At 33.3% G+C, this 13572-nt stretch carries 10 protein-coding genes; 7 read left to right on the top strand and 3 right to left on the bottom strand.

Annotated elements, in window-relative coordinates:
* Nucleotides 1-32 precede the first annotated feature (32 nt).
* Nucleotides 33-965, bottom strand: a complete 933-nt coding sequence (locus tag FPB0191_RS05000) for a tetratricopeptide repeat protein (RefSeq protein ID WP_039104431.1) — start codon at nucleotides 963-965, stop codon at nucleotides 33-35.
* A gap of 741 nt (nucleotides 966-1706) precedes the next feature.
* Nucleotides 1707-2555, bottom strand: a complete 849-nt coding sequence (locus tag FPB0191_RS05005; protein ID WP_052236776.1) for an MBL fold metallo-hydrolase — start codon at nucleotides 2553-2555, stop codon at nucleotides 1707-1709.
* 135 nt (nucleotides 2556-2690) lie between these two features.
* Between FPB0191_RS05005 and FPB0191_RS05010 the strand changes: the two genes are divergently transcribed.
* Nucleotides 2691-3635, top strand: a complete 945-nt coding sequence (locus tag FPB0191_RS05010; protein WP_039104433.1) for a GlxA family transcriptional regulator — start codon at nucleotides 2691-2693, stop codon at nucleotides 3633-3635.
* Nucleotides 3636-3965: 330 nt separating this feature from the next.
* Here the strand turns inward: FPB0191_RS05010 and FPB0191_RS05015 are convergent, their stop codons facing one another.
* A complete protein-coding gene (locus FPB0191_RS05015) occupies nucleotides 3966-4952 on the bottom strand; it encodes an alpha/beta hydrolase family protein (RefSeq protein ID WP_039104434.1) in 987 nt (328 codons plus the stop codon).
* 788 nt (nucleotides 4953-5740) lie between these two features.
* Here FPB0191_RS05015 and FPB0191_RS05020 point away from each other — a divergent pair.
* The 6 genes from FPB0191_RS05020 to FPB0191_RS05040 all read left to right on the top strand — a co-directional run bounded on the left by FPB0191_RS05020 (nucleotide 5741) and on the right by FPB0191_RS05040 (nucleotide 13287).
* Nucleotides 5741-6337, top strand: a complete 597-nt coding sequence (locus tag FPB0191_RS05020) for a DUF6708 domain-containing protein (RefSeq protein ID WP_039104435.1) — start codon at nucleotides 5741-5743, stop codon at nucleotides 6335-6337.
* Nucleotides 6338-6609: 272 nt separating this feature from the next.
* Nucleotides 6610-6771, top strand: a complete 162-nt coding sequence (locus FPB0191_RS12560) for a DUF2345 domain-containing protein (protein WP_419185260.1) — start codon at nucleotides 6610-6612, stop codon at nucleotides 6769-6771.
* Nucleotides 6772-7076: 305 nt separating this feature from the next.
* On the top strand, nucleotides 7077-7703 hold the full coding sequence (locus FPB0191_RS05025) for a hypothetical protein (RefSeq protein WP_039104436.1): 627 nt from the start codon (nucleotides 7077-7079) through the stop codon (nucleotides 7701-7703).
* 690 nt (nucleotides 7704-8393) lie between these two features.
* The gene (locus FPB0191_RS05030) at nucleotides 8394-10916 is read left to right on the top strand and encodes a type VI secretion system Vgr family protein (RefSeq protein WP_052236777.1); all 2523 of its coding nucleotides are present in this window, start codon (nucleotides 8394-8396) and stop codon (nucleotides 10914-10916) included.
* Nucleotides 10917-10925: 9 nt separating this feature from the next.
* A complete protein-coding gene (locus tag FPB0191_RS05035; RefSeq protein ID WP_039104438.1) occupies nucleotides 10926-12536 on the top strand; it encodes a T6SS phospholipase effector Tle1-like catalytic domain-containing protein in 1611 nt (536 codons plus the stop codon).
* Between the two features lie 16 nt (nucleotides 12537-12552).
* Entirely contained in the window at nucleotides 12553-13287 is a 735-nt protein-coding gene (locus FPB0191_RS05040) for a DUF2931 family protein (RefSeq protein WP_039104440.1), read from the top strand.
* The last annotated feature ends 285 nt before the right edge of the window (nucleotides 13288-13572 follow it).

Consider the following 13572-nt stretch of genomic DNA (forward strand, 5'->3'; position numbering starts at 1 on the left):
AATTAAGAGGGGTAACCCTTTTTTAATTCTTTTTATATATGAAAGTTACACCGAACGATCATGATGATAATTATGAAAAAAGCTATAGTTTTTAATATCTTGGAGAAAATTCCATATGTTTTTTTTATTCGCTGGTTAGGTAGTGAAAAAGAAGAATATCTAGGATTGTCTTTTTGATAAATTGTATAGTTTACTTGAATGCATCCTGAACTCGCATTATGAGTAATACCATAGATTGTTTTTTTTTGTTTAGGATTAATGATTCCAAGCTCATTTAAACACCAATATTCTATTGGTTTATTTGTAGGATTATACAATTTTACTTTACATTTATCATAGCAGTCATAATTATAAGTATGGGATGAACCGCCATCACTATGATAAATGATATCTTTTATACTTTGTTTCATTACTGTTTGATAATAAATTTTAGCTTTAAGTTGGATGCCATATTCTATCTCTTCAAACCAATCACCTACACCTTCTTGTTTTGCTTTAGCTATTACATTTTTAATTTTTTGAATATTATTTTTGCTAATACTTTCTTGAATAGCAGTGTAATATTTATTATAAATTTTCCATTTTTCGTGATATTGGTAAGTAGAACGAGCATTTTCAATAGATTGCTTAGATAAAAGTGAACCATTAATAACACCTTTTTCTAAACATTCTAACGCTGTTTTTTCATCAATATTTTTTAACTTATTATAGATATGATAATAAGCATCTGGAAAACCATTTTGGGCTGATTTTTCATAATATTCAATTGCTTTATTGATATCTTTGCTAGTTCCCTCTCCAGTGAAATAACAATAAGCTATATTAAATAACGCTTTGGGATCGCCTGTTTGGGCTATTTTTTCCCATAATATAAAACCTTCATACCAATCAGATGGTAGTTTTTCACCAATAAAGAAAATTTCTTTTTCCTTAATAGCGGAATCAATACATTGTTGAAATGACATTTTTTATCTCATCAAACTCAATGGTAATAATTACCAGTTAAATAACATACAATAGATGGTGAATAAATTATAAAGAAAATTATAAAGATAATTACAAGTTGTATAATGGACGAATAAATACCTATCTGAGCAAATATTAAACCTCTTTTCAGTTTAAGGTATCGAATATCATTTTTAGCTTTAGAGCCTAGAAATATGGCTAAAAATAAAAGCATGCAGTTGATAAAGATGTTATTCAAATTAAAAAATGCGACAATACTACAAACCACTGATACTATCGCCATCAGGCTTATTGGTTTTCTCTCTAATTGTTTAGTTTCCATTCTTATCCCGTAATTTTTTAAAAATATCAAATTAAACAAAGATATAGAATTATAATGAGGTCGATTTTACAAATCAACAAATTATATTATGATAGTTTTGTGCTATAGAAAGATGGATAACCTATTGCTCATAATTGTCAAATGCGATTGAAAGAAGAAAAACTTGAAAATACATAGCGTTTTTTGTCATTGTTTTTCCTAAAATTTTATTGAATATATTTAAGGGAGCGGATATAGATCTTTCATTATAATAGTGACTAAGGCAAATAAAGTTAAATAGACTTTTCACATAAACTTGATTTAGATACTTTGTATTAAGCAAATTTATCTCGCTACCAAAGTATCCTGTTAATTAGCAAAAAAATCTCAGTTGAAATTATGAAATATAGTGAAAGAGGATCACAAATAATAATTTAATTTACAGTTTGATCGTTTCACCATCATTAGGTACAAGCACTCTATCATTAATCCCTTCTTTAGTTATATATTCACGAAGTTTTTTACGTGTCAACATTGCATGATTAACTGCATCCATATGGGTTGCAATGATTATTGCATTAGACGCTGTTTGATAGGCATGTTTGACATCATCTTTACCCATGATAATCGAACCATCAAAGTTTTTGAGTCGGGCATATCCTGTATTTAGAACAATTATTTCTGGCTTATAATTACTAATCACTCTAGTCGTCTCATCACACCAAACAGTATCACCTGCAATGTAAAGCGTTTTAAAACCTTTTGCATGAAAAACAACACCCATAGTATCGCCTAACCGATTTGCTAGATCAGGTACTGCATACATACTATCTGTACCATGCTGACCTCCTACTTTAGTTAAATGGATATCGTTAAACAGAATATTGTTATCTAATATTCTTATATTAGTAAAGCCTTGCGATTGAATTAACTTAGCATCTTGCTCATTTTGAACAAATAAAGGAAAATGTTTGGGAATAAATTCTTGTGCAGCATCATCCCAATGATCGAGATGTGTATGTGTAACAATAATTGCGTCTACTCCTTTGATTATCTCTGATATGCTAGCTGGTAGGTCAATGAGAGGATTACGTAACTCACTACGATAAGTTTCTTCAAAACCAGGATAAGCCCCCTTTGGTGCTAACATAGGATCAATTAAAAAAATAGTCCCCGCATAACTAATCTTCAATGTTGCATTTCTGATTTGCTGAATTAAAACTTGGTTAGTATTGTTTTTAAAATTCAGATTAGATGTTTTATCAGCCAGACTGAAATTAGTTTTCATATAAATATGACCTCTCAATAATTATTTAGTGTGCTTATTATTGAATTAGTTTGAATAACTAACCATTGACATTTTTATCAATCATCGAAATAATCGGGTCAAATTATATGTTCTAACTTTTTAAGCTTAAATGTTATGAATTTACCCTGCATCGCATTAGTTCTTTATCCAAACATTAGTCCATTTCACTTTTCAATTCCTTATATGATATTTAATCTTGAGGTTGAAGAACGTAAATTATTTGATCTAAAAATCGTCTCTATAGAAAATAAGAAACATGAAACTCAAAATGTGATGACAATAAAATCTGATGGCGGGCTAGAAGTACTCGAAAAAGCAGACATCATAATGATTCCCGGATGGCATGATCTCACTAAACCACCGAAACCTTGTTTAGCTAATGCTATTTATCAAGCGTACACACGTGGTGCTCAAATAGTTGGGCTATGTTATGGAACTTACGCACTGGCATATACAGGAATACTTGATGGTAAGAAAGCATCAACACATTGGATGGCTGAGATAGATTTTAAAAAACGCTTTCCTAAAATAACATTAGATAATAATGCCCTCTATGTAGAAGATCATCATGTTATAACATCTGCTGGAACCGCTGCTAGTTTGGATTGTTGCTTATACATAGTTCGCAAAATCTACGGTGGTAAAATAGCAAATAAAATAGCTCGTGTAATGGTTGCACCTCCTCATCGTGAAGGAGGACAAGCTCAATATATTGAGCATCCAATCGTAATGGCTGTCCATAACAAACAAATAAATGCGCTTTTGGATAATTTACGAAAGAACTTAACCAAGTCCTATACTATAGATGAACTTGCCAAAAAAGCCTCTATGAGTAGAAGCACTTTCACACGTCACTTTAAGAAAGAGACAGGTATGACGTTAGTGGGCTGGTTAACTAATGAAAGGTTGTTACGTAGTAAGGAATTGTTAGAAACATCCTCTTTATCAATAGAAAAAATTGCAGAACTATCTGGATTTCAGAATACCACATCTTTCAGACAATACTTTAAAAACAGATATCAAGTTAGTCCAAACGTATGGCGTAGAACTTTTTCTTAATTATGGTATATGTTCAGATCAGATAAATCGGAATACAGTTATAATATTTCTTTATTCTTTATGCTAATCAACCAATCTGAAAACAGTTGATTTATATTGTTTATTTAGAATGAACAAAAAGCTTCTCGATTTTAAAATGAATAAAGGCTAAATATAAACAACGCGCTGGCTTAATATATCCTCCTTATACATCGTCTTGCCTTAGATGTATCAACACATCTTGAAGCCTAAGTCGTACACCCAAGTAGCATAGTTTCCTATACTACTTTTAGATATATCCATTTCTAAGATAATTATAAAATAATTAATTTAATCAACGCTAAGTGTTCATTAATAAAGAGACTGTTCTATCTTAAGAATATCCTCTTGGGTGAACGTGATATTCGTATTCTCACCTGTATCATTTATTATTTTTTGACTGATTAATTCAGTAATAGGGTAGATAATATTAAAATGATTTCCTCCTTTTATCATGTTTGAGTAAAGAGGAATATTTTTATTTTTCGCTATAGTAGCAAGAGTATCAAAGTTCTTATTGTAATATTCTTCACCTTCAAAATAGAATGTTGGCGTTTTAATTGATTCAATAAAATAACCTGGTGATCTAAGTTTAAACTCTTGTGGATCGGATGTATCAAAAGGCAAAAAATCTACATTATCTCCTACCCAAGCTTTTATATCGCTGACTCCCCCTAAAGAAAAAATGGCACGAAAACCTGTTGTAAGCTCACTGGCTAATAATACACGAGTTCCCCCAGTACTATGTCCGGCCAAATAAATTCTATTAGGATCAACATATGATTGAGACGCTAAGAATTGGCGAGCTTTTTCAAGATCATCTATTTCTCCATAAAACAGTTCATCTATCCCTGGATTGCCATTTTCTCCTCTAAAGTTGGGTAACATAAGAATTAAGCCAGCCTTACGAAAAGCACTACCTGTTTGATCATTATATTTCGGAGCGGGTGACCAAAAATCGTCCCCCTGACCACCAAAACCACCACTAATCCAGATAACAGCAGGATGCTTTTTTCCATCCTTTGGATCAGGAGTTAAATAAGTTGACATTTCACCATCTTTGGCAGGGTAATAAACCAATGAAAAAATATCTTCAGGTGGAGTAAGTGGAGCTTGATCATAAATCTCCGGGTTAACTAACTTTGTTGTAAAACCGGCTCTAGCTTCTCGTAGGCTAATACTACTCAGATTAGTAAGGTTTGGCTCTTCGTGAGAATTATTGGCTAACGCCTGTAATGATAATGAAGCTAACAAAACAATAGAAATTTGTCTCAGAATGTAAATATGTTTTTTTATCATATAGTTTTTTCATCCATTAGTAATTGATTATAGTAAATTTATTAATAATTATAACGATTATATATTCAGAAAAGAAGATGAAAACTAGAAGAATAAAATCAATAAAATAGAGAGATTGGGCAAAGGAAATGGTTTAATTGATTTTCTGCCAAAAAATTTTAACATCAACTCAATCAAGATAAATAAACGATCTATACCGAATGATAATATCCTAATTGACAAAGATGAAGATAAAGAAACTTTAAAAATTAGAGACGATGTTACCACACCAAAAAAGTTATTTTGACAAGCATTATAATAATCGAAGATCAAGAAAAAATTAATGTACAATAAAACGACAATACAAATTAATTTTAACGATACTGAAAAAAGTCGAACTAAAAAGCCCTGTTCCTAATTAGCCAGAGAGCGGCTTAACATTAATAACATGGATAGCGGGTATCTCTGCTAATGATCTGTTAAAAAGTTATCAAATTAATATTTAAATTGAAACGAAAGTTTGTGATGAAATCCCATTGATAATTAAGCAAGATAGTAATAAATTTCATGAGAGTAAATAAAAAGGAGAATAATCATGCCATCAAAATATCGCCCTCAGATCTTTGGCTGGTTAAACGATCTAGATAAAAAACTATGATGTTCCACGGTATGTTCGTCAATTAATTTTTGCCAATGATAACTATTGTGCCTTTATTCGTCTGGAGCATGATGACCAATTCTCAGGTAAGTTTGACTATATTCCTTTAACTATTGTATTAAGTATTATATTTGTTGGTATGGTTATTTTTATGTTTCTTTATGGATTAAATAAAGAAACAATAGTTTCTTTAGTTGTTTTTATTATTGATTGTGCTGCTTTATATTTAGTGATTCCTGGATTTTACAAAAATGTATTTTCACGCATGGGTAACCCCATAATATTTAATCGTAAGACGAGTAAAGTGTACGTTAATGAAAGTTACTTTTTTAACTTCAAAGTATTACACCACCCTAAAGTATTTTTACAACCCAAAAAACGCCGTATACAAGAGTATGATTGGAATGATTTGCATGGAGTAATTATCCACAATTTATTACGTGATTTTGCACCTGTAACGTTATTAATGGTATGTCAATCAGGTACAAATAAGGTCATTGATCATGTTATGTTAGAACCCAAGGGCGCTGCTTCAGGGAGAATACTTATCTGGAATTGGATCAATAATTTTATGATGTTTTATAAATCAGTAAATATAGATGGTGGTAAATACAAAACAGATGAAGAAGCTAAATTCAAAACAGATATGATAGAGGGTGAAGGCTGGCCAGAATGGATGGTAGAAGCCTTTAATGCTACATCACTTGAAGAGTTAGCTGCAATTAAACAAAAATATAATATTAAATAATAAAAAAACTTAAATTGATAGCAAAGGGATAAAGTAAGAAATAAAACAACAATGCCACCACAATATCGCCCCAAATCTTAGGTTAGTTTGGCAACTTAGATAAAGGAACCAATATAGCCCAACTGGAAAATGCGTTATCGATAGCCAAAGCGCTACAAAATGCGGCAATTGCTTCTGATTCCCATGATGCGGATACCGGCAGTCAGGCGCAACTTAAAGCGACATTAACCCAGTTATCCCAAAGTGGCATTATTGCATATGCACAAGAAGGTATCGCTTTAACCAGTCCGGAAAACATCCAACTATCAACTTCAAACAATGTATCGGTGACCAGTGAAAACCAGACGGACATCAATGCCTTAAAAAACATCACGGTTTCATCAGGGGAATCAATTAGTTTATTTGCCCATAATCAGGACAAAAGGAAGAATTGATGGAGGAATTCTTAGGAGTGACAACATATATGATAAGGCAGTAGAATATTGTGAAATAAAATAAAAGAAAATGATGATCCTAATAGAAAGCCTTATTCAATTTATAGTAACAGCTGTGTAACATTTGTACAATAATTGACTATATATTTAGGTTTTTACGCTCCAACAATAGTCTCACATACTTCACTAGCAGGATATTTTTGGAGCAGAGTTCCAACTCTATATATGCATCAATTTCAATTAATTATTACAGTAAGAGATTTATTTTATAACTACAAAACAAATGAATTAGAGGTTAATTTCTAATGATAAAGATAATCAATTATACGTTTTTACTTTTATTTTTTTATACTATTGATATTTTTGCTTCCAATAAAGTTGTATTAGCTGTAAATAATAGTTCTATTTCTTATTATAACGGAAAGGATATTGAGACTTTAACAATTACTTCAACAAAACAACCCGACTATTGTATTTTGATTTCATCAAGTCAGGGGATTCCTTTCACAAAAGGTAAAATATATTTCAATGAACCTATAGAATTATTAAAAAAAGCACTAAATAATGCTTATTTGAATCCAGCTTCAAAATGGTGGTCAATTGAACTATATCATGATAATGATTTTAATCACCCTTATGCAATTTTACCTATTACTCCGAATAAAGAATGCGATAATGGCGGATTAAACTTCGAAATTATTGAACACCACCCACCTTATTACTTTGTTTCAATAAAACTTAATGATAAAACTAATTATAGATTTGGCTTTATTAAATCAGAAATTGAATTAAATGAAAAAGATTTTGATTTTACTTTACTTGGTGAAGTTTATATGAAAAACAATAATAAATACACTTTATTATCATGTGATGAAACAAATTTTGACTGTAGTATTGCCAAATATGCATATCCTTACCAATTTTTTAAATAAAAAAACAATATGTATAATTATTTCAAAAAAATCGTTAATTATTCAATTGTAATAATGATAATTGTTTATAAATTTAACTGTAAGTGACCCTATAAATATGTTATAAGATGTGGATTTATAATCAAAATAGGTCATTTTACGAAATGGTATGCTGTAACTAAATCTGAATTGGAAAGATTGATGTTCCTAGTAAGGATCATTTATAAAAGTTTTAACTGGTTATATATAATGGTCTGATTGAAATAATTTACTTTTTTTCTAAAGTCATCTTATCAAATAAAGTTGTCATGACGATCCCCCTCCAAAATATGACAACTTAAATTTTTTATAAACCTACCGACACTTAAAACTAAATACAGATATTAATATAAAACGGTATACACCTCTGAATATTTTTTACAGCGTAATTTATAATTTACTGTAATTTTTTAAATTAATGATATGAGTAAGTTATCTATCTGATTGGATTAAATAATTTTCAAAAAGGTTACAAAACACGCGAAACAGTTGTTTTATATAGTAATCCTTATCTAAAAATTACCGACAATATAAACCATACGCGATTCTAATAATCCAATTATAAAAGGTATTGATCTAACCTAAAAGATCAACTATTTTATAATAACAAAATTGCTTATCGTTATTCATTCATAAAACCACTCAAGAATTAAACAATAATAAAGGATCTCTATGGTTACGATAGAAAAAGTAGCAGGGACGCTAATCTCTGATGTGAATGGCAATACCAAAAATCAATATACATTAATAATTGATGGAATTGATGCTAGCGCTGGATTATCCGTATTATCAATTGAAGGACAAGCGTCATTAAATCAGCCTTGGCGTTACGATATTACCTTTACAACATCTGATAAACAGATGGCTATTGATGCCGTACTGAGTCAAGCCGCATCACTCACCTTTGAAACATCGAGTCTTATTTCACAAGTGGCTCAAATCAGCTCCCTTGAAAAACCAACCCTACCACACACATTATATGGCGTTATTACTGAGTTTAGTTTGATATCTATCAGTAAAGATGAAGCCCGTTATCGGGTTACCTTACAACCACGTTTGGCTTTATTTGCAAATGACCATTTTAGTGCAATTTACCAAAACCAAAGTGTAGTAAGCGTGGTTGAAGAGGTGCTCAGGCGACATGGTTTTACGGGGATTGATTATCGGCTTGAACTAAAAGATAGCTACCCAGCACGTGAGTTTATTACGCAATGGCAAGAGAGTGACTTAGCATTTATTCAGCGTTTGCTGGCAGATGTTGGTATTTGGTTTCGCTTTGAAAGCCACAGTGACCACCACTGTGATGTTTTAGTCCTTAGTGATTATGAAGCAGGCTATGAGAATGCGGGACATATTACTTTGAAAGCGCCAAGTGGTATGGTTGATGGCAGAAAAAACAGTGTATGGGACTTACAGTTTAGTAGCTATACCAAGGCAAAAGAAATTATCACACAGGATTACAACTACCGCACCGCAGATAGTAATCAAAATTCCCTTGTTAATGCCGATACCAAAGATAGCACCACTCAAGGCACAGAATACCGCTACGGCGAACACTACAAAAGCAAAGGCGATAATAGCCAAATTGAAAGCGGGCAGTGGTATGCTAACATACGTCATGAAGCACATCTCAGTCAAAAGATGATTATTCAGGGAGAATGTAATGACTACCACTTACTGCCGGGTCAACGGATTATTATTGATAATAGTGGAATAGAAGGTATTAATGAAGGGGTTATCATTCTCTCGACGCAGAGTTACGCAGACCGCAGTGATGCTTACCAATGTCACTTTACCGCTATCCCGTACGATGTGCTAAAGCCATATCGACCAATGCCATTACCATGGCCACAAGTTGCAGGGACCTTACCGGCGCGAGTCACCAGTCCAGACAATGATACCTATGGGTATATTGACACAATGGGTCGTTACCGAGTTAAGTTTGATTTTGACCTAAAGACATGGAAAAACGGCGAAGAGAGCTTATGGGTAAGGTTGGCTAAACCGTATGCGGGCAGTACTTATGGTTTTCATTTTCCGTTAATTGATGGCACAGGCGTTGCTATCGCTTTTAGCGAAGGTAATCCGGATAGACCGTACATAGCACACGCACTACATGACAGCACTCACCCTGACCATGTGACCACCATCAATAAACATCGTAATGTCATTCGTACACCAGCTAACAACAAACTGCGGATGGATGATAAACGCGGGCAAGAGCATATCAAATTAGCCACCGAATACGGTAAAACCCAGCTTAACATCGGGCATTTAGTTGACCAAAACAAAGAGCAGCGCGGTGAAGGATTTGAATTGCGCACTGATGAGTGGGGAGCGATTGCTGCTAATAAAGGCTTATATCTAACCAGTCAGACCGAGCCTAAGGCAGAGGGCAAACAACTGGATATGCAAGGTGCCATTGCTCAACTGGAAAATGCGTTATCGATAGCTAAAGCGCTACAAAATGCAGCAATTGCCTCTGATGCCCATGATGCGGATACCGACAGTCAGGCGCAACTTAAAGCGACATTAACCCAATTAGCCCAAAGTGGCATTATTGCTTATGCACAAGAAGGTATCGCTTTAACCAGTCCGGAAAACATCCAACTGTCAACGTCAAACAGTGTATCGGTGACCAGTGAAAACCAGACAGACATCAATGCCTTAAAAAACATCACGGTTTCATCAGGGGAATCAATTAGTTTATTTGCCCATAAATCAGGCATGAAAGTCTTTGCCAATCAGGGAGATGTTGAAGTACAAGCGCAAAATGCCAACCTAAATATGGCCGCCAAACAAGATATTAAAATAGACAGTGTCGATGGAAAGCTGACGGTCACCGCAAGTCAAGAGCTGACGTTAATGTGTGGCGGTTCATACATCAAACTCAGCGGTGAAGGAATTGAACTGGGTACGGCTGATAATGTTTATATAAAAAGTAGTGCATTGCAAAAAATGGGGCCTAAGAAGATTGAATGTCCAGATATCGAACTACCACAAAAGATTACCGAAAGTGGTATTAGATTTCATTTTGTTGATGAGCAAGGTATGGTATATGCTAATGAACCTTATATTGCAGAGCTACCTGATGGTAGAAAAATACATGGTTTAACCGATGAAGATGGAAGAACTAAAGCATTTTATACTGACTCCCTTGAATCAGTTAATATACAATTAGTCCGATTAATATAAGGGATCACGATGAATAACAAGACGCAAAAAACATTTACTACGGCTACAACAAAAAATGTTTCACCGAATGGTGAAGTTGCAGTACATCAGCAAGTGATTAAACGCCCACAGGAAGTTATATTAACTATAGGGGTATTTTTTGACGGTACCGCCAATAACTCGATCAATATAGCTATGCGAGAGGAATATCAGCAAGCGCTTGCACGTGGTGAAACACCAGAAATCAACTTTCCAGTATTCAATACCAGTTATACTAATGAACATTCAAATGTTCACAAACTATATCTAATGTATGTCAGCGATGAAAAAAAAGAGTTCTCATCACTTCCAAAAGATAAAAATGGAATCGTTCATTGTCAATTAAAAGTCTATATTGAGGGGGTTGGGAGCCGAATAGGTGAAACAGATAGTAATATTGGCTTTGCCACTGGACTAGGTTCAACTGGAATTAAAGGCAAAATTAATCGAGCGATTGTTGAGATAGATAAACAATTAAAGATATTTTTGGAGAAAACCCCTAAATTACGCATCCAACAGATTAAATATAATGTATTTGGTTTTAGTCGAGGCGCAGCAACGGCTCGCTACTTTACTAATTTTGTTGCCGATAAATTGAAATACGATGATAAACGAGGAAATAATAACCCGCTAACCAAAATGTTAAACCAGACCTTAGATGGCAAAATTAGCGATCACTGGCAGGGACATGTAAATGGTCGCGTATCCTTTTTGGGAATCTTTGATACCGTTGCGGGGATTGGTCGACCTGAGAATTTATTTGATGCTGGTGATGCCAACACCTTTGATATTGATATCCATATTCATCCTGACTCAACGGATGCGGGTTTACATATTGAGGCAGCGCATGAATACCGGCACAATTTTTCACTTAATACGGTACCAAGCTATTTTAAAAAAGTAATTGTACCTGGTTCTCATTCAGATATAGGTGGTGGATATCCAAATAATGATATAGAAGAGAATCTCTATATTACCGATGTTTATCAGCAAACTGATCTCTATTTAAATCAATCATCAAATATTCGCGAAAAATTACAAAATGCACTTATCAAGATCCAACAGCATCCAGATTTATATTATATTTTTTATGGATTAAGTGAAGAAAACTTCTATCAGTGGACAACGCCGGTCAAATACGATAATCAATCTTATACAAATGCTTATGGTGTGATTCGTATCAAGAGAATCATCAAATTTGGTCTTGATCGCATCGCTTTAAAAATAATGTATAATGAAGCTGTTAGACAGAAATGTAATTTTTCATCTTTTTGGATAGATTATGCGATTCCTAATGAATTACAAAGTGTTACAACTAAAATAATTAAAGCTGCCGACAATTATCAAAATTATCAGTTAACAGATGCTGAAAAACGCTTAATTTTAAATAATTATGTCCACTCATCCACGGAGTACGAACGTTATTTTTATACCAAACCAGCAGAAAAAGAATTGATAGATAAGAACACCGGTCAAATCGTCAAAATTAGCTGGCCGGCAAAAAATGCCAAAGAACAGGCGAGAACTGGTTTATTGCAAGTTCACCAGCCCCATCTTAATGACCAAGGTAGCTGGCAACGACTGGTTCATCCAGATCAATAAACAATAAGGAAAACCTATGTTAAAATTACTCATTTCCACCCTTTGTTTGACGTTACTAATCAGTGGTTGCCAATCGCCGATTAAATCTAAACCAATCGATCCCAATTTACCCAAAAAGCCTTACAGCGAATGGTATATTAGTGGTCGTTATCCACATCTGTTTGAAACTCGAGTTTACGATGTTATGATAAGAACCCAATCAAATAAATACAAAATTATTGTTATTGACAATATCGATAATCAAAATTATGAGACACCAGGTCAATGGCAAACAGGATTTGGATTTAGCCATCTGCCAGTCTATTCTGATTTACCCGAGGAATTTTTTATTTGTTGGGTATCTTTTGCTGACCAAACTTTTTATCGTACGAAATTAGTGATGCCATTGTGGGCGCGTCAAGAAATGGTAAAAGCACATCATTATTATTCTGAAGCCTTTAATAAAAATAAAATTGGTTATAATGATACTATTATTATTGGTTTTGCCCCAGGAGGCAGTGTTACTGGATGGGTTACAGGTAATCCTCAAAAAGATTCAGAAGCTATAGAGTTTGGAAAAGGAGTAACGGAACGGATACCGCAAGGTTCAGATGTATGTCCAAATCCTTATATCGATGGGAAAATACCAGAAATTACAGATGAGGCTAAGGCATGGTTAAAGAAACATGGTATGCCGAAAGAGTGGCAAGAAAAAAACAATAACGTCACTATGGGGCAGTATCTTAAACTTAAAAACCCAGCCAGATTTTAATATTATAATGCAGGTTACTAGCAAAAATGATGCAAAGTTAGTAACCTATTTGTTTATTCTCACTTACCAAAAAAATTCCTGATTTATTAATTATTTATAGTTGATAATACACTTTTAAATCAAATTAGCTATACCGTTACTGAAACGTTATTTTAGCTAATATTAAAAATACAAATAAAATATAAATTACTTGATAAGTTATAAGAAAATATTAAATATTACCTAAAGCCGGCAATAAAAATAAAATGAATAACGATTATTTACAGATTGGATATTATGATATGA

It is taken from the genome of Frischella perrara (assembly GCF_000807275.1).
In the GTDB taxonomy this organism is placed as follows: Bacteria; Pseudomonadota; Gammaproteobacteria; order Enterobacterales; family Orbaceae; genus Frischella; species Frischella perrara.